The sequence below is a fragment of the Bradyrhizobium sp. LB13.1 genome (genome assembly GCF_054056815.1).
In genome coordinates this window covers 4,103,005-4,129,749 of sequence record NZ_JBSRYQ010000001.1, presented here as the reverse complement: position 1 = coordinate 4,129,749, position 26,745 = coordinate 4,103,005, and the positions used below count along the sequence as shown (strand labels likewise).

General features: G+C 63.4%; 19 protein-coding genes and 2 pseudogenes. 9 read left to right on the top strand and 12 right to left on the bottom strand.

Features of this window, described 5'->3' with window-relative positions:
• Window position 1: 1 nt before the first annotated feature.
• The 4 genes from ACVWYI_RS19500 to ACVWYI_RS19485 all read right to left on the bottom strand — a co-directional run bounded on the left by ACVWYI_RS19500 (window position 2) and on the right by ACVWYI_RS19485 (window position 3,032).
• The gene (locus ACVWYI_RS19500) at window positions 2-601 is read right to left on the bottom strand and encodes an HdeD family acid-resistance protein (RefSeq protein ID WP_247445594.1); all 600 of its coding nucleotides are present in this window, start codon (window positions 599-601) and stop codon (window positions 2-4) included.
• 250 nt (window positions 602-851) lie between these two features.
• Window positions 852-1,352 carry a Dps family protein gene (locus ACVWYI_RS19495; RefSeq protein WP_247445593.1) on the bottom strand — a complete coding sequence of 167 codons (501 nt, stop codon included), beginning with the start codon at window positions 1,350-1,352 and terminating at the stop codon, window positions 852-854.
• Window positions 1,353-1,416: 64 nt separating this feature from the next.
• Complete coding sequence (locus ACVWYI_RS19490; protein ID WP_456662926.1) at window positions 1,417-1,980, bottom strand: cytochrome b; 564 nt, start codon at window positions 1,978-1,980, stop codon at window positions 1,417-1,419.
• On the bottom strand, window positions 1,977-3,032 hold the full coding sequence (locus ACVWYI_RS19485) for a catalase family peroxidase (protein WP_247445591.1): 1,056 nt from the start codon (window positions 3,030-3,032) through the stop codon (window positions 1,977-1,979). The genes ACVWYI_RS19490 and ACVWYI_RS19485 overlap by 4 nt, the downstream gene beginning before the upstream one ends.
• A gap of 357 nt (window positions 3,033-3,389) precedes the next feature.
• Between ACVWYI_RS19485 and ACVWYI_RS19480 the strand changes: the two genes are divergently transcribed.
• The 3 genes from ACVWYI_RS19480 (at window position 3,390) to ACVWYI_RS19470 (ending at window position 7,357) form a co-directional block, all read left to right on the top strand.
• Window positions 3,390-4,283: an SDR family NAD(P)-dependent oxidoreductase gene (locus tag ACVWYI_RS19480; RefSeq protein ID WP_456662925.1), complete on the top strand. Its 894-nt coding sequence runs from the start codon at window positions 3,390-3,392 to the stop codon at window positions 4,281-4,283.
• Window positions 4,284-4,485: 202 nt separating this feature from the next.
• Window positions 4,486-5,952, top strand: coding sequence for an ATP-binding protein (locus ACVWYI_RS19475; RefSeq protein WP_456662924.1), 1,467 nt, complete (start codon window positions 4,486-4,488; stop codon window positions 5,950-5,952).
• Window positions 5,953-6,064: 112 nt separating this feature from the next.
• Window positions 6,065-7,357 (top strand): hypothetical protein, encoded by a 1,293-nt coding sequence (locus ACVWYI_RS19470; RefSeq protein ID WP_456662923.1) that lies wholly within the window; start codon window positions 6,065-6,067, stop codon window positions 7,355-7,357.
• Between the two features lie 210 nt (window positions 7,358-7,567).
• Here the strand turns inward: ACVWYI_RS19470 and ACVWYI_RS19465 are convergent, their stop codons facing one another.
• Window positions 7,568-10,342, bottom strand: a complete 2,775-nt coding sequence (locus ACVWYI_RS19465; protein ID WP_456662922.1) for an ATP-binding protein — start codon at window positions 10,340-10,342, stop codon at window positions 7,568-7,570.
• A 193-nt stretch (window positions 10,343-10,535) separates the two neighbouring features.
• A complete protein-coding gene (locus ACVWYI_RS19460) occupies window positions 10,536-10,817 on the bottom strand; it encodes a hypothetical protein (RefSeq protein WP_354103468.1) in 282 nt (93 codons plus the stop codon).
• 249 nt (window positions 10,818-11,066) lie between these two features.
• Between ACVWYI_RS19460 and ACVWYI_RS19455 the strand changes: the two genes are divergently transcribed.
• The 4 genes from ACVWYI_RS19455 to ACVWYI_RS19440 all read left to right on the top strand — a co-directional run bounded on the left by ACVWYI_RS19455 (window position 11,067) and on the right by ACVWYI_RS19440 (window position 16,600).
• On the top strand, window positions 11,067-11,309 hold the full coding sequence (locus ACVWYI_RS19455) for a hypothetical protein (RefSeq protein WP_456662921.1): 243 nt from the start codon (window positions 11,067-11,069) through the stop codon (window positions 11,307-11,309).
• A gap of 400 nt (window positions 11,310-11,709) precedes the next feature.
• Window positions 11,710-11,937: a hypothetical protein gene (locus ACVWYI_RS19450; RefSeq protein WP_354103470.1), complete on the top strand. Its 228-nt coding sequence runs from the start codon at window positions 11,710-11,712 to the stop codon at window positions 11,935-11,937.
• A 568-nt stretch (window positions 11,938-12,505) separates the two neighbouring features.
• Window positions 12,506-15,316 carry a winged helix-turn-helix domain-containing protein gene (locus ACVWYI_RS19445; RefSeq protein WP_456662920.1) on the top strand — a complete coding sequence of 937 codons (2,811 nt, stop codon included), beginning with the start codon at window positions 12,506-12,508 and terminating at the stop codon, window positions 15,314-15,316.
• A gap of 75 nt (window positions 15,317-15,391) precedes the next feature.
• Entirely contained in the window at window positions 15,392-16,600 is a 1,209-nt protein-coding gene (locus ACVWYI_RS19440) for an ABC transporter substrate-binding protein (protein WP_456662919.1), read from the top strand.
• Between the two features lie 49 nt (window positions 16,601-16,649).
• Here the strand turns inward: ACVWYI_RS19440 and ACVWYI_RS19435 are convergent, their stop codons facing one another.
• From ACVWYI_RS19435 to ACVWYI_RS19410, 6 genes and pseudogenes are all read right to left on the bottom strand, one after another.
• Complete coding sequence (locus ACVWYI_RS19435; RefSeq protein WP_456662918.1) at window positions 16,650-17,351, bottom strand: hypothetical protein; 702 nt, start codon at window positions 17,349-17,351, stop codon at window positions 16,650-16,652.
• 10 nt (window positions 17,352-17,361) lie between these two features.
• Entirely contained in the window at window positions 17,362-18,633 is a 1,272-nt protein-coding gene (locus tag ACVWYI_RS19430; RefSeq protein ID WP_456662917.1) for an efflux RND transporter periplasmic adaptor subunit, read from the bottom strand.
• A pseudogene (locus ACVWYI_RS19425) lies at window positions 18,630-21,814 on the bottom strand (efflux RND transporter permease subunit). Before ACVWYI_RS19425 ends, ACVWYI_RS19430 begins: the two are co-directional and overlap by 4 nt.
• A gap of 79 nt (window positions 21,815-21,893) precedes the next feature.
• Window positions 21,894-22,818: pseudogene (gene rpoH, locus ACVWYI_RS19420) on the bottom strand (RNA polymerase sigma factor RpoH).
• Window positions 22,819-22,878: 60 nt separating this feature from the next.
• The gene (locus tag ACVWYI_RS19415; RefSeq protein WP_456662916.1) at window positions 22,879-24,303 is read right to left on the bottom strand and encodes an ATP-binding protein; all 1,425 of its coding nucleotides are present in this window, start codon (window positions 24,301-24,303) and stop codon (window positions 22,879-22,881) included.
• 9 nt (window positions 24,304-24,312) lie between these two features.
• The gene (locus ACVWYI_RS19410) at window positions 24,313-24,993 is read right to left on the bottom strand and encodes a response regulator transcription factor (RefSeq protein ID WP_456662915.1); all 681 of its coding nucleotides are present in this window, start codon (window positions 24,991-24,993) and stop codon (window positions 24,313-24,315) included.
• Window positions 24,994-25,484: 491 nt separating this feature from the next.
• On the opposite strand from ACVWYI_RS19410, the gene ACVWYI_RS19405 reads away from it, so the two are divergent.
• Together ACVWYI_RS19405 and ACVWYI_RS19400 are read left to right on the top strand one after the other, a co-directional pair.
• On the top strand, window positions 25,485-25,730 hold the full coding sequence (locus tag ACVWYI_RS19405; RefSeq protein ID WP_456662914.1) for a hypothetical protein: 246 nt from the start codon (window positions 25,485-25,487) through the stop codon (window positions 25,728-25,730).
• A 288-nt stretch (window positions 25,731-26,018) separates the two neighbouring features.
• Window positions 26,019-26,390: a hypothetical protein gene (locus ACVWYI_RS19400; protein ID WP_354048560.1), complete on the top strand. Its 372-nt coding sequence runs from the start codon at window positions 26,019-26,021 to the stop codon at window positions 26,388-26,390.
• Window positions 26,391-26,745: the final 355 nt, after the last annotated feature.

Here is a 26,745-nt window from a genome sequence, read left to right as displayed (position 1 = left end):
CTCACACCGTCGCCGGCTCGGCCGAATGCCGCGAGGCCCGGCTCCGGAGCGCGAGCCCGAATGCAATGAAAGCCCAACCTTGGAAGACCAGATCGACGACCAGCATCGCACCGAGCAGCCAGAGGCCAATGGCAGGCCAGACCGCAACCAGTATCACGCCGACGCAGAACGTCACAACGCCGGCAGCCACGATCCAGCGCCAGCCTGCAGCCGGCCGTATATGGAAGCCTGCCCAGATCCGCGTCACCCCGGCAGCGACCAGGAAAGCGCACATTACGAGCGACAGCGAGACCGAGGCCAGCGGCGGATCGTAGAGGATGACGGCTCCGGCAGCGGCATAGACGATTCCGGCGAGCAGCCAGCACAGGAAGCCACGCAGGCCGTGCACCGAAAAGGCATGTACGATCTGGGAGATCCCGGCGACTGCCATCGTGGCGCCAATGACGAGCACGGAGGCGAGGCTCGCCGCCATCAGATTGGCCGACGCAATGCCGCCAAGGATCAGTTCACCGCCCCCCAGCGCAACGAACCAGCCCCACTTTCCGGCGATTGCGTGAATGGCCCTTCCGAGCGACACCTTCGAGTTCGACATATCCGTCATGGCGTGATCCTTGTACGTATGACAGGCCTGCCGGTCATAAATGCGGTCAAGCGTATAGATATCTGCGTCCAGTCATCTTTCGCGGATGCAGCGACATTGTTTCATCCGCACGATGCTGGCCCGGCGCGCCCGCCTGTTCGATCAATTCGAAGACAATCAACCACCAACACGCGGAAGCGAGGGTCTCCCTCGCTTCCGCGCCGCCGCAACGATCGGCCGGCGCTTTCCGGCCGCATGATATACCCAGTGCTTACGAGTTCGGCCCGCCTCGGCCGGTCTCGTACAGGAACCAGATCCGCCGCTCCGTCTCGTCGATCCAGTTTTCCAGCAGGCTTGCAGTCGCGACGTCGCCGTATTCGTCGCAGAGCTCGTGGACCCGGCGCATTTCCCGTGTCAACTGTTGGTTGTCGCTCCGCAGCTCGGCCAGCATGTCCTGCGGATCGACGTAATCGGCGTCGTTGTCGAGAATGCGCTGCTCGCGCGCGATCTGGCCGATCGAGCGCAACGTCGTTCCACCGATCTTGCGGCCCCGCTCGGCAATATCGTCGGTCATGGCAAAGATCTGCTCGGCCTGCTCGTCGAGCAGCAGATGATAGTCGCGGAAATGCCTGCCCGACACGTGCCAGTGAAAGTTCTTGGTCTTCATGTACAGCGCGAAGACATCCGCCAGCAGCGCTCTCAGCGCGGCTGGAACGTCACGGTTCGCATTGGCCCCGAGATCCGTCGGGCTTTGGAGGTCTGCCTTGGTCATTGCCGTCATCCTTGCTGGAGGTTGAAAGACTTTTAGCCACGCGTTTCGCCGCCGCGCGAAGCCCTCATTCTGCCGGCGTCGTCCTGTTCCGAAGTGGAAAGAGTGCGATCGCACCGAACACGCCGTCGCGGCGGATCAATGCGTGGAACAGCCCGGCCGCCAGATGCAGCAGCACGAGGGCAAAGAACGCTAAGCCCAGATAGACGTGGGCCTGCCACAGCAGCGTGTGCACGGGGTCGCTCTGCGGCAGCAACGCCGGAATTCGGACTCCGCCGTACAGGACGACCGGATAGGCCGCGGTCCAAAGCATGCCGATGCCCAGCAACGGCATAATGATCATGAAGCCATAGAGGAGCAGATGCGACAATCTCGCTCCCAGCTTTATCGCCGGCGGAAGATCAGCCGGTAACTGCGGCGCGCCGTAATGGCGCCGCAGAGCCAGCCTGATCACGACGAGAACCAGAAGCGTGAGGCCGAGCGTCTTGTGGATCAGGATCAGCGGCAGATATGTCGGCGTCACCGTGGACACCATGCCGACGCCGATGAAGGACATGGCAATGATACAGGCCGCCATCAGCCAGTGCAGGAGCCTCTGAATCAGGGCGAAACGATGAGGAGCAATGCTCATGGCTTGGTGGTCTCAGTTCGCGGATAGTCGCGGGCTTCGGCCGCGCGTAAATCGTAGGACTTGCGGTAGACCGACGAGCGCGCAGCCGGGAAAGGATCGTCCGACACCCGGATTCCCCGCGGCAGCACGGTCGGGTCGAAGTTGATGTCGCGGCAAGGCCCATCCTGCTCCGGCTCGATCCGCTGCGCGATGAGCGTTCCGACCTTCACCGTGCGGCGGTTCTCCGGCCAGGCCTTGCTCGGGTCCGCGGTCGGATCGCCGGGATCGGCGACCGTCGTGACCATGGTCCAGCGTTGCGCGCCGACGGTCCGGACCCGCTCTGTTATCTCCCGCTCGAGAAAATCCGGACCGTGCGTTTCCAGCTCAGCTTGTGAGACCGGAACGATCTGTGCCGTCGGCAGCAGCGACCACCGAACTGCATGCTCGCCGCCCTTCGCGTCCGTGAAGATGAAGCTGTCGAGCCCGTGGTAAGGCTCTTCCGCATAACTGCCGGTCCAGGGCGCCGTCTTGGCCCAGGCCGCGAAGGCGGCGAATTCCGGATTTGCCTGGATGAAACTCTTCATCGCCTCCGGATCCTTCTTGCCGGATGCAATCAGCAGGTCGTGAAAGGCCTGCGGCGTGGACACGGCAAAGAACGGCGGATTGATCATCGCCATCCGCCACTCTTCGCCGTCCGCCGCTGCAATCTGCAATCCCAAACCGCGCACGCGGACAGTTGCATCCACGGCGTTCGGATCGGTGGTGCCGAGATTGAAGCGCCCCAGAGCCGGATAGGTGCCCCGTTCAAAGACCCTGGCCCGCGAGAGCTCCACACCGTCTCCGTTCGCCTCGAAGATGCCGGTGAAGCAGATCCCCTTCGCATGATTTCGGCGGTGCCCGAGCGGCGCGCCGCTTGGAGGCGTCAGCGCCGCGATCATCCGCTCCGGCGTCAGGCGCCCGGGCGAGAGCCAGCCTGCGGTGTAGGCGAACGCGGCAGCGCCGCCCCCGAGGACGGCCGCGATCAACACGAGCGATCCGAGTCCCGAACGCGGCAGGTTGCCCGACTGATTCATCCGCTTCTCCTTGCAATACGCGAGCTACCGCAGACCGCTCACACGGTCCGTTCCATCGAGCGGCTCAGGTTCCTTGTAGCCGGCGGCCGCGGCCACGATCTTCTGAAACCCAACGCGAATTTCGCGAAGGCACGTTCAGGGTTGTCCGGCAGCGGGAGGCCCGTCCTGTCCCGCCTTCGGGCTTTTTCGAAATATTTCGTGCGATCTGAAAATTAGCCGCCGGGCTCGAAAGACCCGTCTTGCGCCCGGCCGTATTTCTGAGGCTCTTCGCGCAAGGCCAGCGGTCGATTGCCGAACGACGACCTGTCGCGACGGCGCTGGCGTCTTTGCGGGAGGTGGAATGCAATTGGGGTTCGAATGAGCAAAGTGATCATCGTCACGGGAGCTGCGAACAGCATCGGACGAAGCACCTGCAAGAAATTGGCCCAGGCCGGCCACACGGTCTACGTTTCAATGCGGGAAACGGATGGCCACGATGAGCACGGCGTCGCGGGGCCGGAAGCCGAGGCTGGCAAGCACGGCGGGGATCTCCGAACCATCGCGTTCGACTTCTCTTCGGAAGGCTCCGTAAACTCGGCCATCGATGCCATCGTCGCCGAGAACAACCGCCTCGATGTAATCGTGCACAACGCCCGCCAGGTCCTCTACGGACCGGTGGAGGCCTTTACACCGGACCAGCTTGCCGAGCTCTACGACACCAACGTGCTGAATGCGCAACGGCTCAATCGGGCCGCATTGCCACAGTTGCGCAAGCAGGGCCAAGGCCTGCTGATATGGGTCTCGTCGAGCAGCGCGCGTGGCGGCTCGGTTCCTTTCCTCGCCGCCTATGCTTCGTCAAAGGCCGCCCTTGACGCGCTGGCGCTCGGTTATGCCGGCGAGCTCGCGCGTTGGGGCGTCGAGACGACCATCGTCGTCCCCAGCGCGCTCGGACCCGGCCACTACATTCGCTCCGGCCGGCCGCTGGACACCGTTCGGGCCGAGGAATACGCGGATGGTCCGACGGCCGATTTGAGCGAGGTCGCGTTATCGGCGCTTGCGCAGCTCTCGGCGAAGGATCGAACTCCCCAAGACGTCGCGACCGCCATAGCCGATGTCGTCGACATGCCATTCGGACAGCGTCCGCTACGCGCTCATTTCGGTCCGGACGACGACGGAGCCGCAACCGTCGACGCCGTCGCCGACAGCGCCCGCGCGGAACTGCTCCGCCGCATCGGACTGGAAGACATTCTCAAGCCGACATTCATCGGATAGGACGTCCCGAAAGATTCAGGAGCCACTTCGAGCCCCAGACGAAAGTGATAGGCTCTGATCCTTTACCCTGAAACTGCCGGATGTTACCTTTCGTGGGCCACTACGTTCACACGTCCTGGTGTGCTTCCAAGTCATAGAACGTGACGAATCGTGCGCCGGGTTGATATCGCCAAATGGCCCCCGCTGGCAAAGCAACAACGTGATGAGCCCCGCTGACCGCTGCGCCCAGGACGAAGCCTCCCGGGAGATCTTCGTCTTCGGGCCGTTTCGCCTCGACCCATCGCAGCGGCTGATTGAAAGAGACGGAGGCCCGCTGCAACTGTCGGGTCGCGCATTCGACATCCTGCTCGCCCTGGTGCGGCAGGCCGGCAACGTCGTCAGCAAGACGGATCTGATCGCCAAGGCGTGGCCGGGCACTGAAGTCGAGGAAAACATCCTGCGTGTCCATGTCGCCGCACTCCGCAAGGCACTCGGAGACGGCAACGACGGCGTCAGATATCTGAGCACGGTCTCCGGGCAAGGCTACTGCTTCGTCGCTGCGGTCTCGCACCCGGAACAGAGGCAATCTGCACCGACCGACCCGGTTTACGTCCACAACCTGCCGGCGCCTCCCCGGCAGATGGTAGGGCGCGAGCAAACCATCCAGGACATCTCAGAAAAACTGAGAGCTCAACGCTTCGTCACCGTCGTCGGCCCGGGCGGCATCGGCAAGACCACGGTTGTCGTTTCCGCAGGCCACGCCCTGCTCGATGAATTCGTCGGTCATGTCCACTTCGTCGATCTCGGCAAGACCGGCAACGCCGCTCCGGTGCCGGCAATCGTCGCATCTTCACTTGGGCTGCTGATCCGATCGAATGATCCCACGAGCAACCTCACGGCATTCCTGCGCAACAGGCGCATGCTGCTCATTCTGGATTGCTGCGAGCCCGTCATCGAGGCAGCGGCGGTGCTTGCCGAGCGGCTCTACCAGGCAGCGCCGGAGCTGCACATCCTGGCCACGAGCCGGGAGCTGATGCGCGTCGAAGGCGAATTCACATACCGTCTCCCGCCGCTGCCGAGCCCGCCGGAGAGGGCCGTTCTGACGGCCGCGAACGCCCTCGCCTATGCTTCCGTGAAACTCTTCGTCGAGCGCGCGACTGCGGGAGGCGGCGAGTTCGCGCTGTCGGATGCGAACGCCTCCGACGTTGGCAACCTTTGCCGCCGGCTCGACGGCATCCCGCTCGCCATCGAGCTCACCGCCGCCCATGTGGGCGTATACGGCGCGAGAGCGATGGTCCAGCTCCTCGACCAGCACCTCAATCTGCTATGGGAGGGACGGCGCACCGCACTGCCCCGACACCGGACGCTGCGCGCAACCATCGAATGGAGCTACAATCTACTAAGCGTATCGGAACGCGTGATCCTCGGCCGGCTGTCAGTGTTCGTCGGCAGCATGACCCTGGATGCCGCGCGGTCGATTGCCGCGACCACGGAGGACGACGACACGATCCTGGCGATCATCGACAGCCTCATCGCCAAGTCGATGCTCGCACTGAACATCGGCTCGCAACCGGCCCCGCTACCGCCTTGCGGACTCGACCCGGGCATACGCGCAAGAGAAACTTGCCGCCAGCGGGGACGCCGGCGCGATCTCGCGACGTCACGCCTGCTACTTTCACGGCCTCCTTGAAAAGATCGGCGGCGAAGCGAACCGAGACCTCTCGGCGGCTGCCGAGGAATTTGGCAACGTCCGTGCCGCGCTGACGTGGTGCTTCTCCGATCAGGGAGACCGCAGAGCCGGCGTGGCCCTCGCCGCAGCGTCAGTACCGCTATTCTTCAAGCTGTCGCTCCTGGCAGAATGCGAGTTCTGGGTCACCCGCGCCATCGAAGCACTCGATGAGACCAATGGAAACATCAAGCAGGGCCTCGTCCTTCACGCTACGCTTGTGGCCGCCCGCATGCTCACGGGACAGCTGGATGAATTGGGCGCAAATCACCTCCACCGGGCGATCGAGCTGACGGAAAAGATCGGCGACATACAAGGGCAGATCCGCCTGATCGATCAGTTGCATTTGCTGCAATTGTTCGTCGGCAAGTATGATGAGGCATTGGGCACTGCCAAACGCGGCGAAGCCATTGCTCTCGCCAGCAACGATTCCATTGCGGTGGCGCGCATGCGCGTGTTGCTCAGCATCTCCTGCCAATATCTCGGAAAGTTCGCAGCCTCTCGCTCATACATCGAATCGGCGTTGCTGCATCCGGACCTGGGTGGGGACGTCCCTAGCAGACTTACGCTCGAATATCCCAAACGCGCTCAGATCACCCTTGCGCGCGTCCTCTGGCTTCAGGGACATTCGGATCAGGCGACGCAAATGGTGCGCCGCGCCATCTCGGACGTCATAGCAGCGAACCATCCGGTGATGTTCTGCCGGGCACTGCCATGGGCATTCGGCGTCTTCTTCTGGAATGGCGAAACGGAGGATTGCGAAGACCATATCGACAGATTCATCGTGGAGGCTCGAAGGCACAACCTCGCCATCCTCCAGATGGTAGGCGAGGCCATGAAGGGGATTACGCTGCTGGCTGGGAGCGAGACCGGAATCGGGCTCGCGATGTTGAAAGGTTCGATCGAGAAGCTGCAGAGCCTGAGTTTCGGTGCGGTGGCAGGGCTTCGCATGCCTCTCGCCGAAGCCCTGGTGGCGACAGGTCATGGCGACGAAGCTCTGGACACCATTGATCAGGCGATCGCCCAGTCCCGGCGCTGCAACTTCATGATGGACATGCCCGACATGTTGCGCACAAGAGCGGAAGCGCTGATGCACAAGAGTAATCCGGATTTTTCGCAAGCCGAGCTGAGCCTCGTGCAAGCGCTCGACATCGCCCGCCATCAGGGAGCGCTGGGCTATGAGCTTCGCGCGGCGATTGCGCTCGCGAGATTATGGCAGCGAGGCGGGCGGCACCAGCAGGCGCACGATATGCTTGCGTCCGTCTATCAGCAGTTTACCGAGGGATTCCAGACACGCAGCCTCGTGACGGCAAGGGGCTTGCTTGCCGAGCTGAGCCCGCCACGCTCGTGCTCGTTTGCGGCCAAATGACCGCCGTGCAATCGCGATAGTGGGGTGCAGTCTCGAACGACTCGTGCGGGCTGCCGGTCCACGCTGCGCATGCAATGAGACGTCGGCGCGCGGCACAAGCGGCCTTACACGCGAATTGTGGAACGTTCCAGAGCACGGGGGATGCGGCGCTCACAGAGGCCGCACCGGCATCCGATGAGTTAAATCGGATGTCGCTCCCCGGGGCTTCGCCTACGACCCCAGCTTCGCCAGCATTGCGCGCGCGTCGCGGAAGTCTGCTGTCTCGAAGCCTTCGGTGACCTTGCCGTATGCGGACGCCAGAACATGGCGCGCATCGGCCGGACGCCCCTCGCTCATCCGCAATCGCGCCATGCTGATCGCCGTCCTGAGCTCCCAGAACAACGCGCCCTGGCTCCGGGCCACTTCGGACGCCCTGTCGAAGGCCTGCGCGGCAGAGATCGTCGAGCGGCGCTCGCCGGGAAGCAGCAGCAATTCGCCCTTGATGCGCCAGAGTTCGGCGACATACCACCCCTCGTCCCTCGCCTCGCATCGCGCGAGCGCCTCGTCGGCGGTCGCAAGCCCCTGTGACACCTCGCCGGCTTCGCCGAGACATACCGCGAGTTCGCCGAGCATAAGCAGAAAGCGCGGCAGGTGACGCGCCTCGCGGGCAAGCTCGAGCGTCTTGCGCAGCAACGGCAATCCGGTCGCAAGGTCGCCCCGGCGCGCGATCAACAGGCCCTTGAAGGCGCGCGCCCACAGATTCCACAAGCGGATCGGGTGGCGCTCGGTATGTTCGAGCAGCATCGTGCAATAGCGCTCGGCCGCGTCGAGATCGCCGGTCAGGAGGGCAATCGGGCAAGCACCCTGGCCGAGGACGCTGCAGAAAGTGAGAGCGTGACCACTGGTCCGGCCTTCCTCGACGTTGTGCTCGACGACGCTCAAGGCCTGATCCGCGAGGCCGAGCAGCCACAGTATCCGCGCCTGGAAGTAGCGCGTCGAGACCCGCAGATCGAAGCAGAACCGGATGACCTGAGGCTTGGCCGCCAGATCCGAGAGGCGAGACAGGGTTCGCCCGATATGATCATAGGCCTGCCGCTGATCGCCGAGATAGTGCAGCGTCGTCGCAAGCAGCCGGTCGGCCATCATCCGGTCGACTGGATTGCCGGAATCAGCCACGACCGCCGCGAAGCGATGCGCAAATTCGAGCGCCCTGCGGAATCCGCCGTTGTTGAACTGATCGATGCAGAGTCCCCAAAGCGCGCGCAACAGATAGTCCTTGTCCTCGAGCTGTTCGGCAAGCCGAAGGGTCTCAGCCCAGGCGGGACCGGCCTCCCGGGCCCTTCCAACACCGTACATCAGCGACCAGCCGCGCGCGGCCGACAGCTGCATACGAAGCCGCGGCGCGTTCGAGGCCGTCGGATCGAGGCGCGCCAGGGCGAGTTCGGTCCGCTCGCGGCATTCGGTGAGGAGCGACAACTGCACCCAGAGTGGGACCGCAGCCGCCGTCAAGGCCGCCCCAAGTTGCGAGTCTCCGCCGGACGAGAAGGCCCAATCGAGGCTCGTGCGGACGTTGTCGATGTGCCGGCCATAGATGGCGAGCCACTCCGCCTGCGGCCTTACTTCGCTGTCTGCTTCGGCGCGGGCAAAGACTCCGCAATAGTATTTCGCCTCGCGGCAGGCCGCGTCGGGATGTTCGCCGGCGGCGTGCAGCTTCTCCAATGCATAGGCACGTGTTGTATCCAGCAAGCGATAATGAGGACTGTCGCCGCGAATATCAGCGAGAACGAGCGACTTTACCACCAGCCGGGCAAGCTGGCCGGTCACGTCGCTGATGCCCTCGCCGGCGACCCCGATCACTGCATCGAGCTCGAATTCGCCAGCGAATATGCCGAGCTGCCGGAGAAGCCACGCCTCGTCGTCCGGCAACAGGTCATAGCTCCAGTCGAGCGTTGCGCGCAGCGTTTGCTGTCTCGGCAACGCCGTGCGCCGTCCGGTCGTCAGAAATTTGAACCTGTCATCGAGAAGTGCGGCGATCTTCGGCGGGCTGAGCATGACTGCGCGCGCCGCTGCAAACTCGATGGCAAGCGGAATGCCGTCGAGGCGCCGGCAGATGGTTGCGACGGCGCTAATGTTCTCCTCGTCGGACGCGAAGCTTGAACCCAGCGCCTTCGCCCTGCTCGTGAATAATTCCACTGCGCTGTACGCAGAAGCGCCGGCGGATTCGAACCGGGATTCAGGCGGCACATCCAGAGGGGGCACGCGGTAGACATGCTCCCCCTCGATGCGCAGCGCCTCCCGGCTCGTCGCAACAATGAACGTCCCGGAACAGCGGCTGACAATCAGCTCGGCCGCAACCGCCACGGCATCAATGACATGTTCGCAATTATCGAGAATGAGCAGCAATGGCCGATGGCCGATTGCACGCGCGATGGCATCAGGCGAAATCTCCTCGCCCTCGAGCTTGACGCCGAGCACGCCGGCGATGACCGAGCAGACGAGCTTGGGATCAGACAGCGAGGCCAGCTCGACCAGCAACCGGTCAGCCACAAAGCCGGGCGGAGGCGTCCTGGCGGCCTCGAGTGCCAGCGACGTCTTCCCAATGCCGCCAGGCCCGACCAGGCTCACGATGCGATAGGCCGACAGTAGCCGCCACAAATGTACGATCGCAGCCGTTCGGCCAATGAGATCGAAAGCTGCGTTGGGAATGTTGATCGACGGCGGCAAGCCGGTTGCGACAGATTGTGGCGGGGTGTCGATGTGCTGGATCTGCCACGCTCCCAGTAAACGATAACCGCGGCCGACGGCGGTTGACAGCATGTCGCGGTCAGGACCAAGCGCCTTTCGGATCGCCGCGATATGCACGCGAAGTGCGCTCTCTTCGACAAAGACGCCCCGCCAGACGCGTTCCGTTAAATCTTTCTTGGTGACGAGATGGCCCTGCGCCTGCACCAATTCGGCAAGAATCTCAAAGGCGCGTCCCCCCAAGGGAACGAGCTCTCTCGTCAAGCGCAATTCGCGTCTGGCAAGATCTATTTCCCATTCCCGGCAAATGTAGACGGTACGCTGGCCTGGCTCAGCCATCATTGGGACAGCCCAAGCGGTTTCATCATTTTCTACCCAGCTTACCATCAATTCTTTCGAAAGACACGGGTAGCCGGGCGGCGCAGCCGCCCCACTCCCGTCTTGCAATGCGCGCTGTTTAGCAGCCGCGGCAGATCGATCCTTCCAGCATCTTCTCGAGCCGGGCGTCTTCCTTGTCGATGGTCTGGTCCGTGCCGAGCAACGGCCCCTTAGTCGCGTGACCACCGCTGCCCGAAGACGGAAGCGCGGTGCCGAGCGAATTCGTTCCTGGTGCGGCGGCGCTCGTACCGAGCGCACCGCCGCTCTCCATCGACATATGCGATCCCATGCCACCGCGGGCAGACGCGGTGCCCGAGAGCGCAACGCTGGCGAGGATACAAACAACAGCAAATGATCTCATTGCTCACACTCCAGATGTTCAAACTATCTGCCTTCCAGAAACGGACACTGGACGCGTTTGACCACGCACAATCGCGCGAGAATTCTGACAACGAAGACAGAATCTTCCCGCAACAGTGATGCACATACGCCGGGGTTTTCCACCAGGACGACCTACATAACCATCAAGAACAATTTCGGAAACGCCACTAGCCGAGCAGCGATCATCGCGAAGCGACTCTCCGCACAGAGCAAACAATGGAGAAACGCTATGAGCGTATTCAGAATCCTAATCGCCGCTGCGCTACTCTCAACGGCAACGATATCATCCGCATCCGCAGCCTGGTCCTTCGCCGATCAGGAGCCAGCCGCCTTTGCATCGATGTACCCCGATCGCGACGTGCTGAATGGTGGCGCGCTGACGCCGGCCGGGCGAATGGGCATCGAGCGGCCCGGTGGCGCCGCGCCCGTCTTCGCCGCGGGCCACCTTCACAACCGCAGCTGGCACCGATGACGAGACACGGCAATCGAGCATCCTGCGTTCTGCCAGGTGCAAATGATGGTGTCCGCAGTCCGGGAGTGCGACCGCGCCATGCGGCGCACCCTGCCGGCTTCGAAGCAAGGCCGATCACATCGATTCCGACAACTGCAAAACTTAACAGTTCTTCGGCATCTGGAAACGTGCAATGCGCTCGCAATCTTGGCGCGCCCTCGGCACGGAAAGCATTCGCCTGACTAGTGCGCGAACCTCTTTGTCGGATGGGTCGTCGATGTCTGAGGTCAACGCGCCGCGACGACTCCGTGCAAAGGCGAAAATGTTCGTTCGATCAACACTGCGGATCCGGCGCGCACATGCACATGTCCCGTGAGCGGGCCGAGACGTTCCCGGCGTCGCTTTCTCAAGGAGATGTTCGATGACTACACTGAAGCTCTTGTCGGCCGGATTCGTGGTCGCAGCCATGATTGCCTCCCCCGTGATGGCTCGCGAAGGCAACGCGAAGCGTACCAATGTCGACGCTTATGCGTCGGCTCAGCGCGTTCCGGTCACCTCCAAGCACGGCTGCGCCCGTGCTCCCGACGTCGGCGCTTACGCAACCGCTCCCTGGCGCCGGCCGCCCTGCGAGCCCACGTCGGGCTACTGAGCTCCCGAACCGGAGCAAGTCCGGTTGACGCCGACTGGAAATTGATCCTCTCAACGTTTCGGATTTTGGCCCCTCGGCGGTAGGAAGGACGGCGGCTCACGATCAGGCCGCCGTTCTTGCGACTGGTGCACGTCTCCTCGAAGCATCGTGCCTCGGAGTTGTTGCGCTGACGTCTCCCGGCGATGTGAGCGAATGATGCCTTCACTGATGGCATCAGCCTCCTTCCGAACGACTCTCCCAATCTGACACACGCCCGACCTCGTCACGAATTCGTGTATCGAACACGAACGCGTCGGGTGCCAGCATCGACGATGAACGAAGCGCCGGCGACTGAGTGGGCCTTCTTGACACGCCGACAACCTCCCCTGTAGGAGACCCAAGCGCATTGACGCTTTCAAATTCTGCCAAGGGGCGGTGATCTCAAGGGCGAGCTCGTGATTTCCGCCGGATCACGGCAGCGAAATTGATTCACGGACCCCCGATGTCATCGCCGACTGATCGCACTTACTCTTTCGGACATTGGCTGATCGATTGCCAGCGAAGAGAGCTGAGATACGACAACGTCGCGGTGCCAATCGGCAGCCGCGCATTCGAAATTCTCGAGAAACTGGTCGGTTCGGCGGGCCTCCTCGTCACGAAGGACGATTTGATCGGGAGCGTCTGGTCGGGCCTGACCGTCGAAGACAACACGCTTCAGGTTCATATTTCGGCCGTCCGCAAGGCTCTTGGCGAGGATCGCAATCTCCTCAAAACGGTTTCGGGCCGCGGATACATACTCGCCGGGACCTGGCGAAGCGGGCATCTGGACTACCCTTTGGCCATACCTGTCACGGTGCCCGCCGATGCACCCTTTTCCGGCAACCTGCCGAGCATCCGCGCGCCTCTCATCGGACGCGAAGACTGTCTGAGACAATTGGCTGATGTGCTATCGGCATATCGGGCCGTGACCCTGGTCGGGCCCGGCGGCATCGGAAAGACGAAGCTGGCAATCGAGCTCGCGCGCAGCGTCGCCTCCACTTTCAACGATTCCGTTGTGCTGGTCGAGCTCGCGACCCTGCAGGATGCGGCACTTGCGGCATCCGCATGCGCCCGTGCACTCAAGCTCGTCTCGAATGACAAGGAAGTCTCGGCCGCGAGCATTGCCCAAGGCATCGGGACCCGCCGTCTGCTTCTTGTCCTGGACAATTGCGAGCATGTGATCGAAGCGGCCGCGCAGATCGCCGGCGCCGTGCTGCGCTATTGTCCGAACGCCACGGTCCTCGCGACCAGCCGCGAAGGCCTCCGTATCGATGGCGAATACGTTGCGGCCATTCCGGCGCTCTCGGTTCCTGGTGCCGATGTGCACGATCCCGACCTGCTGCTCCGGGAAAGCGCTGTGCAGCTGTTCGTCGCACGAACGCGGGCCTTGCGCGCAAGCTTCGCCGCAGGCGCTGAGGAGCTTCAGAAGGTCGCCGCCATCTGTCGTCGGCTTGACGGCATTCCGCTCGCATTGGAATTTGCCGCGGCCCGCGCCGCCAATCTCGGCGTAAACACCGTATTGCTTCGCCTCGACAAGCGCTTCGAACTCCTCAACGGCGGCCGCCGCGATCAGTTGCCACGCCACCAGACCCTGCGGGCGACACTGGACTGGAGCTATGACCTCTTGCCCCCGGCAGAGCAGAACCTGCTTTGCCAACTCGCGGTGTTTCCTGCCGGCTTCACGCTCGATGCGGCCAGCGCGATGATGAACGACACTTTGTCCCGGTCGGACGTCATCGAAACCCTGTTCAATCTGGTCGGAAAATCGCTAGTGTCGCTCGACCCCTCGTTCGAAGGACGATGGCGCCTCCTGGAGAGCACCCGCGCCTATGCGCTGGAGAAGCTCGCGGACGCAGGCCTCGTCGAACAGGCGGCCAAACGGCAGGCCGGCTTTCTCAGGCAGATCATCGCGCCGCTCGGCGATGCCTCTCCTGCTCCCGACGACATCTCCCGTTTCGCCCAGGAGATCGGAAACGTGCATGCGGCGCTCGATTGGGCGTTCTCGCCCGGTGGCGATACCGCGCTGGGAATCGAGCTGACGGCCGGTTTCGTTCCGGTATGGATGCAGCTGCTGTCCTTCGTGGAATGTTCGACACGGATTGAGCATGCGCTTGCACATTTCAGTCCCGGGTTCAGCTGCGTTCCGAAGCTGAAGGCGCAGCTCTGTGTCGCCCTGGGATTCTCACTTCTCAACACGACGGGATCGGCGGATCGCATGAAGGCGGCACTGAGCATCGGCCTCGTGCTCGCCGAGGAATTGTCCGATCTGGAACTTCAGCTCAAGGCGGTCTGGACTTTGTGGAGCTATAACCTCAACTCTGGTCAATATGCAGCGGCCAAGGAGGTCGGCGAACGCTACCTCGAGATCGCACTGCGCACGGAAAATACCGCCAACGAGGCGGTAGGCCGTCGCCTGATCGGCGCCGCCAGCCATTTCTTTGGCGCGCAGGAGGATGCGCGGCGCGAACTGACTCTGTCGCTGGACCAATCGGCTCACGGATTGAACGGCGGTGTGAACCAGATGTGGTTTCTGCTGAACCAGAGCGTTCTTGCCAAGGCGATGTTGGCGCGCGTCCTGCTGTTGCAGGGAAAGATCGCCCAGGGCAGATCCCTGGCCGCCGAATGCCTCCAGGAGGCCCAGCGTGAGAAGGACAAGCTTGCAATCGCCTACGCACTCCGGAATGCCGTCTGCCCCATCGCGCTGATGACGCATGATCTCGCTGCCGCTGATCAGGCGATATCCTCCCTTCTCGAGCTCGTCACACGCGAGGGGATAGCTTTCTGGACCAGCTGGACGTCTTGCCTGAAGGGACAATTGCTGGTCCTGCAAGGCAATCACGACGACGGAATTGCTCTGCTGCGCAGCGGCCTGAAAGCGCGGACCGAGAACGGATGGCTGATGCGCAATCCCGAGTTTCTCGGATCGCTCGCCGAAGGCCTGCTCGCGAGCGGCGAGGCTGCGCAGGCACTGGGCGCGGTGGAAGAGGCCTTTTCGATATCGCGGCAAGGCCGCCAGTTGTGGTGCCTTGCCGACCTGTTGAGGATCAAGGCTGAAATTCTCCTGGCCAATAATCCATCCGATCTCTCGCGATCGGAATTGCTGTTTGCCGAGGGACTATCTGTGGCCCGAGACCAGCAATGCCGCTTCTACGAGCTGAAGGTTGCGGCGGCGTGGGCAAGGATCATGGCTGGATCGAACCGTCAGCAGACTGCCCTTGATCTCGTCGGTCCGGTCAGTGCTCTGTTCGATCAGGAGATCGATCTTCCCGCGCTCGCCTTCGCCCGCGCTCTGGCTGAAATACCGGGCATCTCACTTTCGACATGCGACAGCGACCGGCCCGCGTCTTGCACCTGCCACTAGGTTGCTAGGCTCGGCCGAGACAACTTGTCCTGCACTGCCAAAATGACCCATCACTCCATCTTGCGGACTTGCTCGATGAACATCTCTCGACGACAGATTCTGGCCGGCATCGGCGCTTCGGTGTTTTCGCCCGGCCTGATCCGTGCGCAGGGCACTCGACCGATCAGGATCGGCGAGATCAACTCCTATAGCAGCGCACCTGCGTTCACCCTGCCCTATCGTCGCGGCTGGCAGCTGGCGGTCGAGCAGGTCAACGCGAAAGCAGGCCTTCTCGGGCGAGAGCTGCAGGTCATCAGCCGGGACGACGAAGGCAAACCCAGCGTCGCAATCCGCGCGGCGGAAGAGCTCGTGCGCAGGAACGAGGTCGATCTGCTGGCAGGTGCCTATCTGTCGCATGTGGGCCTCGCGGTCAGCGACTTTGCCCGGCAGAATCGGGTCTTGTTCGTCGCAAGCGAGCCGCTCACGGATGCCCTCGTCTGGGAGCGGGGACATCGATATTCCTACAGGCTCCGCCCCTCGACATACATGCTGGCAGCGATGCTGGTGGAGGAGGCAGCACAACTCAAGGCGACACGATGGGCGACGATCGCTCCGAACTACGAGTACGGGCAGTCGGCCGTGAGGTGGTTCATGCAGCTTCTCAGCCAACGTCGACCCGACGTCCAGCTCGTTGGCAGTCAGTGGCCGCCCTTGGGCGCCATCGACGCCGGCATTGTCGTGAACGCCCTCGCTCAGCAGAATCCCGAAGCGATCCTCAATGTCACCTTCGGGCCCGATCTCACGAAATTCGTCCGGCAAGGTAATGATCGCGGCCTGTTCGAAGGGCGAGACGTTGTGTCGTTCACGACAGGCGAGCCCGAATACCTCCATCCGCTCGGAGAGGACGCGCCGAAAGGATGGATCGTGACCGGATACCCCGTGACCGAGATCCTGGATCAGGCCAACAGCTCCTTCGCGTCGGCCTATTCCTCGCGATATGGCGAGCCTCCCACCATGGGCTCCGTGGTCGGTCACGCCATGATCAGCTCCATCGTCGCTCCGATCGAGCGCCTCGGGAGCCTCGATACGGAAACGATGGCGGACGGGTTTGGCAATGCCAGCTTCGATACGCCGTTTGGACCGGCGGCCTGGCGTTCCATCGACCATCAGAGCACGATGGGGACATTCGTCGGCCGCACCACGGTCAGGGGCAACAAGGCGGTCATGGTGGACTGGAAATATAAGGACGGTGGAACGATGCTTCCGCCGGATGCCGAAGTCCGCAAGCTACGCCCGGCAACATGACGGGCGAATGCGGTGTGATGCAATGACACGGAAGCCCTGCAATTCCGCCTCAGCAGCCCGGCGGAAGGATCGGCGACACGCCCGGCGTCGGTGCTGCGCCTGAGGCGTTGGCCGGCAACACCGTCGCAGGCTCCGCCAGATTCATCGAGACCCCTTCCGCGCAGGCCGAGCTGTTTGGGCTGGGCACAACGGCGACGTTCGGGTCTATGCCAGTGCCGCCGGCGCCGCCGATGTCTGCCAGGATCGTGCCAGGCGCGGGGCTTGCAGCCACTTGCGGTACCGAAAGCGGCAGGGACGCAGCGCTTGTCACCTGCCCTCCCGGCGTTGAGCTGCATGCGACACTCGTACCTGTTCCCACCGGCGTAGCGGCGGAGACAGTCCCGATGGAGCTGCCGTTCTGTCCCATGGCCAGCAGGATCGGAGCTGCGATGCCCGATGTCGAAAGGCCCGTGGCCGATACCATCGGAGTCGCCGGCACCGGCGCCGGCGATGACGACGATGGAGCGCAGACGACGACCGTCCCCGGCGTGGTCGGATCCGAAGCGAGCGGAACAGGCGCCAGCGTCGTATCCGGAGCACCCGGCACGGTCGTCGCCGAAAACGGTCCCGGACTGTTGAGCGGCGAAATCACGATCGCGCCCGGCACCGTCGGCAGATCCATTGCCGTGCTGCCGGTCGTTGCGACCTGTGCGTGGCCCGGAGAACCGGCGAGCAGGAGAGCCATCACCGTTGCGAGCGCGATCCGCATCATTTCCGTGTCCCTAACTCACCTCGGTCTTGCGAACGGTGACCTTGCTGCCCTCCGCCAGACTGACCGCCGGATTGAGCACGACCTGATCGCCGGCCTGCACGCCGTCTCGTACTTCCACCGTGGTACCGAAGTCCCGGGAGATCGAGACCTGCTGAAATTGAACCGTGCCGTTCCGTACGACCACGACATGGAGGCCGTTCTGATCGAAGACGAGCGCGTCGGAGGGAATCGTCACTGATGGCGTCCTGCGCGGGATTGACAATTCGACGGTGCAATAGATCCCGGGACTGAGCAGGCCATCGGGATTGGGGACGTCGATCTCGGTCAGCAGCGTCCGGCTACCCGGCTGCAGCGCGGTCGCGATCCGCGTAACCTTGCCTGCAAACGTCCGCCCCGGAATCTCGGGGACGCGGATTTCCGCATCGACGCCCGGCCCAACTCCGAACGCCTCGTCCTGCGGTACGAAAACCTGAGTTCGGACCACGTCGGAATGCATCATCGTGAACATAAAGGTGGAGCCTGCTTGCACCAAGCTGCCATTGTCCACGTTGCGCTGGGTGACCACGCCGTCGAACGGCGCCACCACGCGCTGGTAAGCCTTCTCCTGTTGGAGGACGCGAATCTGCGCCTCCTGCGCCGTGATGTTCGACTGGGCAACGCCCACCGCACCCTGCTGCGCGCGCAGGGTGAGTCGGTCGTTGTCGCCCTGTTGCGCCGTCAACCAGCCTTGCTTGACGAGATTGCTGTCCCGCGAATTGGTGACGTCGGCCAGCTCCCGGCTCGCCTGCGCCTGCTGAAGGGCAGCCTGGTCCTGGGCGAGCGTCGCCTGCGCCTGCGCGATCTGCTGGTCCAGCTCGGGCGCGGTGATTTCCGCGAGGAGATCGCTCTTCTTGACCCGATCGCCGATATCGACATAGCGCTTCTCGATATAGCCGCTGGTCCGCGCGAAAATGTTGGCCGCTTCGAACGCAGTCGTCGTCGCCGGCAAGCTCACCTTCATGATGTTGCCGCTTGGCTTGACTGTCGCCACCCGAACTTCCGGAACGTTGGTCCGAACCTGCTCTGCCACCGCGGCAACGTCACGCGCGGCCTCGTAGTGCCGCCAGCCGCCGATGCCGAGACCGCCCGCAAGCAGCAGGAGCACACCTCCCCCGAGCAGCGCGCCACCGTAACGGCGTCCGGATCGTGCGCTCTTGCCCGGCAGCTCCACGACCCGGAGGCTCTCTGCCCCCGGGCGGTCTCGAGCCCCCTCGTCATCGGTCCTTGCGCGAACATCACTCATTCCGGTTGCTCCTCGAATACGCCGTGGCGAGGCTTGCCGTCATTACCCTTGCGCAGCACGGCGAAGAGATAAGGCACGATCAGCAAGGTGGTCGGGGTTGCGAACAGCAGGCCGCCGATGACTGCCCGCGCGAGCGCGGCATTCTGCTCCTCGCCCGGCCCGCCAATCGCCATCGGGATCATGCCCACGATCATCGCGGCCGCGGTTCATCAGGACGGGCCGGATCCTCGTTCGGCCCGCGCTGAGCGCCGCCTGTAAGGCCGTGTGTCCCTTCAACTGCTCGTCACGCGCGAAGGTCACGAGCAGGATGGAGTTTGCCGAGGCGACGCCGATCGCCATGATGGCTCCCATCAGCGAGGGCACGTTCAGCGTGGTACCAGTGATGAACAGCATCGTTACAATGCCGCAGAATGTCGCCGGCAGCGCCAGGATGACGACGAAAGGATCGCCAAAATTCTGGTAGTTCACGACCATCAACAGGTAGACCAGGATGGCGGCGAACAGCAGTCCGATTCCAAGATCGCGGAACGACTGATGCATGCTCTGGATCTGTCCCAGAACCTGAATCGAATTGCCCGGCTGCAACTGCTTCTGGAGGTTTGACGTCACCTTCTCGATATCGGCCGCGACGCTGCCGAGATCCCGGCCTTGGACGCTCGCATAGACGTCGAACACCGACTGGACATTCACCTGGTTCGAATTGGTGGGAACGGTGCCCCGCTTGAAGGTGGCGACATTGCTGAGCAGGCCGGGCACCGTCTGCCCGCTTGCGGCAAGCAAGGCCGACACCGGCGTGTTGCTCAGTGCGTTTAGCGAGTTGGCCCTGTATTCGGGCGTCTGCACAGCCAGGTAATACGGGATGCCTGATGTCGGATCGGTCCAGAAATTCGGCGAGACCTGCGCGGACGAGCTGAGGCTGACATTGATGTTGGTCGCCACCGTGCTCGCATTGAGACCCAGCTGCGCCGCGCGGGTGCGGTCAATGTCAGCATAGAACGCCGGAGCATCGACCTCCTGCTGCAGATGCGCGTCGACTATTCCGGGGATCTCCGCCAGTCTCTTCTGCAGCTCCTTGGCCACGGCCAGGTTGTTAGCGCCGTACCCGACCGTGCGGACATCGATCTGCGCCGGGAGACCGAAGTTCAGGATCTGCGTGACGATGTCGGCCGCCTGGAAATAGAAGGTGTCCTCCGGGAATGCCGATGGCAGCACCTGCCGCAGCTTCCTGACGTAATCCGCAGTCGGCTTGTGCCCGTCCTTCAGCGACACCAGAATTGTGCCGTCGTTCACCCCGATCGTGGAGCCGTCGGTGAATGCGAGATTGTAGGCCCGCGCCGGGAGACCGATATTGTCGACGATCAGCGCCCGGTCATGCTCCGGAATGACTTCACGGATCTTGTCCTCGACCGCCTGGAAGATCGCCTCGGTGCGCTCGATGCGCGTGCCCGCGGGCGCGCGGACATGAAGCTGGATCTGGCCGCCGTCGATCAGGGGATAGAAATCCCTGCCGACATAGGCGAACATGGTGGCTCCGAGCGCCAGCACCAGCACGGCGACGACGGGTACGACGGCGCGACGCCGCAGCACTTTCAGCAGGAGATCCGAGTACCCATCGCGCAGGCGCTCGAAGCCGCGCTCGAATGCTGCGGAGGCGCGCGCGAAGATCCCCGACGGGCGCTCGCCCTCACCATGGCGTCGCTCCCCCTTTCAGCAGCAGGCCGATAGTGATCGGCGTGAGCGTCCGCGATAGCCCGTAGGACGCCAGCATCGCGAACACCACGGCGAGGCCAAGCGGCGTGAACAAATATTTGGCCGGCCCCTCCAGAAATACGACCGAGGTGAACACGCAGCTGATCGCGAGCGTCGACACCAGCGTCGGCACCGCGATCTCGGCGGCGCCATGCAGGGTCGCTTCCGACAACGGCATGCCTTCCTCGGTCCAGAGCCGGTGCGTGTTCTCAATCGTCACCGTCGAATCGTCGACGAGGATACCGACCGCCAAGGCAAGCCCGCCGAGTGTCATCGTGTTGAGGGTCTCGCCGAGGAAATAGAGGACGATCAGCGAGGACAGCATCGCCAGCGGGATCGAGATCAGGACAACCAGCGTCGATCGCCACGATCCCAGAAACACCAGGATCATCAGCGCTGTCAGGCCAGCAGCGATAGCACCTTCGCGCAGCACGCCATTGACCGAATGGGTGACGAATATCGACTGATCGAACAGCTCGTTGATCTTCAGCCCCGCCGGAGCCGACGCGCGGATCGACGTCAAGGCCGCCTTCACGCCGTTGACGACGGCGAGCGTAGAGGCATTTCCGTTCTTGATAACGCTGAGCAGGACCGCGCGGTGGCCGTCCTCGCGCACGATGTTCTGCTGGACCTGAGCGCCGTCGCGGACCTGGGCGACATCCTTCAGGAAGATCGTGGCCCCGTTCGCGAACTTGACCGGGATCATGTTGAGATCCTGGATCGTGCCCGGCGTCGCGTTGGTGCGAACAGTGTACTGGGTGTCCCCGATCTTCGTCGTACCGGTCGGCAACGTCAGATTCTGGGTGTTCACCGCATTGACGATGTCGAGCGGCGTCAATCCGCGCGACAGCAACTTGTTTGGATCGATGTCGACCATGATCTGGCGGTATTTGCCGCCGGCAGGTGTGGGCAAGGTCACGCCTGGAACGGGAGCCAGCTGCTGACGGACCCGGTAGATGCCGAAGTCGTAGAGTTGCTGCTCATTGAGACTGTTCGACTCGAGGCTGAGCTGGAGCACTGGCACGCTCGAGGCATTGAACTGCACGATGATCGGCGGCTGGATGCCCGGCGGCATCAGGGCGCGGATGGCATTGGTCCCCGAGACGATCTGCGCGATAGCAAGATCGAGATTGACGTCCGGCTGAAAGTAGATCTTCTGAATCGACAGCCCGTTGAGGGTCTGCGCCTCGATGTTCTTGATACCGCTGACGTTGGCGCTGATCGAATACTGGCTGTAGGTACTGACGCGCTGCTCCATCTCCGGCGTCGAGAGGCCGGTGTAGCTCCAGATGACCGTAACGACGGGGATCCGAATCTCCGGGAAGATATCTGTCGGCATCGACCGGATCGCGATGCCGCCGAGAAACAGGATCAGCGCCGCAAGCACATAGAATGTGTGCGGAAGCCGGAGCGCGAAGCGAACAATTCCCATGGTGGTCTGCCTGGAGCGAGTTACGCCGGATCGTCGAACAGATGAGAACGGTCGGCCCCGCGTTCAAATGAAAACGAATTCAAACTCTCCATGCGGTGCCGCGTGGCGCATCCTGCGCAGCGAGCGTCACCGCCCGCTTGACCTTGGCGAAGGCGCGCATCTCGATCTGCCGAACCCGTTCGCTGGATATGGACAATTCGTGGGCCAGCTGATCGAGCGTAACAGGGCATTCCCGCAGCCGCCGCGCCTCGAAGACGTGACGTTCCCGCGCCGCAAGCCCGCCCAACGCAATATGCAAGGCTTTGGCACGATGCTCCGTCTGCTCGTGATCGGCCAGCACCGTCTCAGCGTCGACCGCCCCGTCGACCAGTAAGGCTTCCAGCTCGGTTCCACTGTCGTCGTCGCCGACGCGCGCATTCAGCGACAAGTCGCCATGCAGCCGCGCGTCCATCTCAATCACGTCACGCGCGGTCACCGCAAGCTTCGCGGCAATCAATTCGGCGACGTCGGGTGTGAGCCCGGTCAATCACGCTGCCAGTGGCTTTCCTGATCTCGCTGCGGAGTTTGAAGAATAGCTTCTTCTGCGCGGCGGTCGTCCCGATCTTGACGAGGGACCAGGACCGCAGGATGTACTCGTGAATGGCGGCCTTGATCCACCAGACCGCATAGGTCGAGAATCGCGCGCCGCGGCCGGGCTCGAAGCGTGACGCCGCAATCACGAGGCCCAGATTCGCCTCTGCGATCAGATCGACCAGCGGAAGGCTGTATCCCTTGTAGCCGCGCGCCAGCTTGGCCGCGAGCCTGAGATGGCTGGTGACGAGCGCATCCGCCGCGCTCTTGTCCCGCGTCTGCTGCCAGCGATGTGCAAGCTGCTGCTCCTGTCCCGGCTCGAGAAGCTCGTAGCGCCTGATCGCCGCGGAATACGCGGTGAGGAATGGCACCGGCACCGGTGCAAGCGACGCGGCGGGGGGATTGTTGCTCGTAACTTCGTGGCTAGTCTGCATCTGTCACTCCCACACTCCAGGCCGGTTGGTCGATCTCGAAAGCATCGCGCGTCATTTGGCTCATCCCATCTCGTCCGCGTCTGCGTGCAGCAATGTCCGCGACCGGCGTGTGGCGGCCTTGCCCGTCCGTCCGGTCCAAGCAAGGATCTCGATCCGTCCTCCGGGCGCCGGACCGATGATCAGCCGAAAGCCATGCAGCTTGACGATGGCGGCGACCAGGCTCAGTCCGAGCCCGACGCCCGGCGTGTTGCGCATCTTCTCGGAGCGATAGAACCGCCGCAGCACTGCCTCACGCTCCTGCTCGCTGATGCCGGGGCCGGTGTCGCGTATGCGCACGAGCGCCGTGTCGTCCTCCGCCTCCAGAGCGAGTTCCACCCGTCCGCCTGATGGCGTGAACTTGACGGCATTGTCCACGAGATTGGCGACCGCCTCGAACAGCAGGTCCCGGTCGCCCCACACCTGCACATTGGGCTCGGTGACGACACCGAGCGCGATGCGCTTGTCCTCGGCGATCGGCTCATAGACGTCGCACACCTCCCTCAGGATCTCGTCGAGCGCGACGTCGCCAAAGCCGGCCGTGCGACGGCTGTTCTCGATCTCGGTCAGGCGCAGCAGGGCGGTGACAATCGCGAGCGACTGGTCGATGCCGGCGATAGCCTTATCGACAATCTCCTGGAGCTCTTCCAGCGTTGCCGCATGCGTTCGCCCACGCTCCAGCGCAAGACGGACGCGCGTCAGCGGAGTTCTGAGATCGTGAGCGATGTCGTTGCCGACGCCGGCAAGCGCATTGATCATAGTCTCCATCTCGTCGAGCATGCCGTTCACGATCCTGGCCAACCGCGCGAAGGAATCGTCCGTGCCGCCCTCCGGAAGCCGCTCGCGCAGCTCGCCGGCCACGATCCGTTGGACCCGCTGGTTGACCTCCTCGACGCGCCTCTGGGCGCGGACGCTCAGCCAGACTCCGGCCAGCAGGCAGAGGCTGAAGGCCGGCAGCAGGCCCAGAGCCAGGGCCTCCCCCACGACGCTCGATATCTCGCGCGTCTCGTCCACGTTCCGTCCCATCACGAGGACATCGCCGTCATCGAGACGCCTACCGACGGCCCTGACGACCGGAACATGGACCGCCGGCTTTTCGAGCAGATCCAACCGCACGCCCTGCACTGCTCCGTCCAGCCCCAGCTCACGCGGCACGCGGTCGATGTTGCCGGCAAGCCTGGCGCCGGCGGCATCGAACAGTCCCGCGTACTGCACGCCCCTGGAATCCTGCGCGAGATGATCCGCGATGGCGCTGATGCGGCGAGCCGACGGCAGGTCTGCGATGAAGTGAATTTGCGTGGCGATCATGCGATCGGATCGCGCGACCAGATAATCGTCGAGCTTCCAGTAGATGAACGCGAACAGGCCGGCCACGAACAGCGCAAACGCGGCGGCCACAGCCAGAGCCCAGAGGAACGTGCTGGAGCGGATCAACTGTATCTGGTGCATCGTCCGTCCCTATTGCCGCGAGCGCAGGACGAAGCCGGAGCCTCGAACGTTGTGGATGAGCTGCATCTCTCCGGGACCGTCGACCTTGTGGCGAAGCCGGCCCATATGCACGTCGATCAGGTTCGTGGTCGCCGGAACGAACTTGTAATTCCAGACCTCCTCGAGCAGCATCGCGCGCGTCAGCAACTGATCGTTTCGGCGCATCATGTATTCGAGCAGGCGGAATTCACGCGGCAGCAGGTCGAGCTTGCGTTCGCCGCGTTGCGCGGTCCGCTCGATCAAATCGAGCTCGAGCGGCCCGACATGCAGCATGGTCTCGCGGCTGTCGGTCGGACGGCGCAGAAGCGCCTCGATCCGTGCGACCAGCTCGATGATCGCGAACGGCTTTGTGAGATAATCGTCTCCCCCCATGCGCAGTCCGCGCACCCGGTCGTCCACCGCGCCGAGCGCGTTCAGAACCAGGACGGGCGTGCTGACATGGTCCCTGCGCAGCGCCTCGATGACAGTCAGCCCGTCGATTCCCGGCAACATGCGATCGACGATCATGGCATCCGGGCTCGACGTGCGGGCACGGTCGAGACCGTCGACACCGTCGCCGGCCCACTGCACCTCGAAGCCGCGATCGGCGAGCTCGGCGACAATCGCCTCGGCGGTTTCGGCATCGTCCTCGATCAGGAGAATCCGGCTCATGATCTTCGCTCCACGTTCCGCGCGGCGTTTTGGCGCGCGGTGAGGAAGCATCGGTTCAGCGGCGCGCAGCGTCATGTTCGGCGTCCGCGCACGCCGAACCCTCGGCCCTGGCGCCGCCTGATACCGGCCACTCGCTGTGGTGCGAGATAGGCTTGCCGCACGGGCGCTGCCATTGAATTCCAGTTCATGTTGCGGACGGCTCGCCTCACGAGCAGCGCAAATGCAAGGACGATCCGTGTTGCCAATGTCGTGATCCTCTTGCGGGCTCCGCTGCGAACTGCGCTGGATCGAACATATGCCCTTAACGCACGCGCTGTAGTTTCAGGGGCCACGGATGTTGTACATTCGCACGATCGTGGTTGCGACGCCGCATCGGCTCACACGCCGTTGAACGCGAGTGAGCAATTCGTGCGTTTGAATCGTGCCCGATCATTCGTACCTCGATGGCGAGCCGGCTTGGTTCGGCCTGATGTCATCAATGGAGAGAGCGAATGACCACGTCCAAACTTTTGTCGATGGGACTGATTGCGGCCGCCGTGCTCGGCGGACCCGTCATGGCGCGCGAGCATCACGGCATGGTGCGGCAGCCCGCGGTGGAGGCCGATACGGTCGCAACCAGCGCGCCTGTCTATCAGGGCGAACGCGCCTGCGTTCCGGCGCCGCGCGTCGGCGCCTTCGCCACTGCGCCGTGGACCGGCAACAACGTGCCTTGCGAGCCCGGCACGGGCAGCCTCTGATCGCGCCGACGCGTCCGTGCGGATGACGCCGCCGGCCGCCGTATATCGAATGACAGGGAGCGGGTTGGTCCATTCAGCCCGCTCCCTTCGTACGCCGCCACCACGCGCGGCCCGATCACCTTCGCGCGGAGCGTGCCTGATGTATGACGCCGAATTCAGTGGGATTCCCGTGCATCGCTCCTACCTCTCTTGCATCACACGCCCAGTCATCAGCAGCCTCGCGCGCACGGCATGACGCGGAAGCGGGCTCAGGGATGGCCGGGCAGCTCAACACGAGAGGAGCTTTCCATGAAACGAGCCATCATGATTCTGGCAACAGCAGCACTCGCTTCGACGCTAGCCGTCAGCGCGGCCGACGCGCACGGCGGCGGCGGTGGCGGCGGCGGCCACGGCGGCTTCGGCGGCGGTGCACACGCCGGCTTTGGCGGCGGCGCGCACTTCGGCGGCATGGGGCATGAGGGCGGATTCGGTGGCGGTGCTCGGTTCGGCGGCGAGCATCTCGGCTTCGACGGCCATGCCGCAACCGGCGGCCTTCGCCAGCACGCGTTTCACCACTATGACCGCTACCGCTCTGGATATGGATTCTACGGCGCCTATCCGGATTGCTACGATTGGTACGAGCTGCATCCCGGCCAGCCGTTGCCGCTGAGCTGCAGCTAGATCCGCGCGCACAACGCCGATCGGTTCGGATCGCACAGCGTTGCGGTCCGGGCCGATCGAGCTGCGCAGTTCATAGCGTGGCTGTCGGCACGCGATGTGCCCGCAGACCATAACGGCAATGGCGGCTCCAGCCTGCAGCCTCCACTGGAGCCGTTTTCTTGCCTGCTGGCAGGGCGAAACACCGCGAGATTGAGGAACGCCACAAGAAAACGCCGCCCGCTTAAAATAAAGCGCAGGCGGCGGCGTTCCAGCCCCGAGAGGGATGAGCAAAATCCCGGATATCCATTGGTCTGGACGGTCAGCGTAAAGGTTCAGTCTGGTCCAGAATGGCCACGCACGTCTGCCTGTGAGGCAG

Bases quoted from the DNA above. Each gene is read 5' to 3' on its own strand.
- ACVWYI_RS19435 (WP_456662918.1), bottom strand. From the start codon at position 17,351: ATGATGCGGATCGCGCTCGCAACGGTGATGGCTCTCCTGCTCGCCGGT.
- ACVWYI_RS19490 (WP_456662926.1), bottom strand. From the start codon at position 1,980: ATGAGCATTGCTCCTCATCGTTTCGCCCTGATTCAGAGGCTCCTGCAC.
- ACVWYI_RS19500 (WP_247445594.1), bottom strand. From the start codon at position 601: ATGACGGATATGTCGAACTCGAAGGTGTCGCTCGGAAGGGCCATTCAC.
- ACVWYI_RS19410 (WP_456662915.1), bottom strand. From the start codon at position 24,993: ATGAGCCGGATTCTCCTGATCGAGGACGATGCCGAAACCGCCGAGGCG.
- ACVWYI_RS19455 (WP_456662921.1), top strand. From the start codon at position 11,067: ATGAGCGTATTCAGAATCCTAATCGCCGCTGCGCTACTCTCAACGGCA.
- ACVWYI_RS19415 (WP_456662916.1), bottom strand. From the start codon at position 24,303: ATGCACCAGATACAGTTGATCCGCTCCAGCACGTTCCTCTGGGCTCTG.
- ACVWYI_RS19440 (WP_456662919.1), top strand. From the start codon at position 15,392: ATGAACATCTCTCGACGACAGATTCTGGCCGGCATCGGCGCTTCGGTG.
- ACVWYI_RS19450 (WP_354103470.1), top strand. From the start codon at position 11,710: ATGACTACACTGAAGCTCTTGTCGGCCGGATTCGTGGTCGCAGCCATG.
- ACVWYI_RS19405 (WP_456662914.1), top strand. From the start codon at position 25,485: ATGACCACGTCCAAACTTTTGTCGATGGGACTGATTGCGGCCGCCGTG.
- ACVWYI_RS19430 (WP_456662917.1), bottom strand. From the start codon at position 18,633: ATGAGTGATGTTCGCGCAAGGACCGATGACGAGGGGGCTCGAGACCGC.
- ACVWYI_RS19480 (WP_456662925.1), top strand. From the start codon at position 3,390: ATGAGCAAAGTGATCATCGTCACGGGAGCTGCGAACAGCATCGGACGA.
- ACVWYI_RS19400 (WP_354048560.1), top strand. From the start codon at position 26,019: ATGAAACGAGCCATCATGATTCTGGCAACAGCAGCACTCGCTTCGACG.
- ACVWYI_RS19495 (WP_247445593.1), bottom strand. From the start codon at position 1,352: ATGACCAAGGCAGACCTCCAAAGCCCGACGGATCTCGGGGCCAATGCG.
- ACVWYI_RS19460 (WP_354103468.1), bottom strand. From the start codon at position 10,817: ATGAGATCATTTGCTGTTGTTTGTATCCTCGCCAGCGTTGCGCTCTCG.
- ACVWYI_RS19475 (WP_456662924.1), top strand. From the start codon at position 4,486: ATGAGCCCCGCTGACCGCTGCGCCCAGGACGAAGCCTCCCGGGAGATC.
- ACVWYI_RS19485 (WP_247445591.1), bottom strand. From the start codon at position 3,032: ATGAATCAGTCGGGCAACCTGCCGCGTTCGGGACTCGGATCGCTCGTG.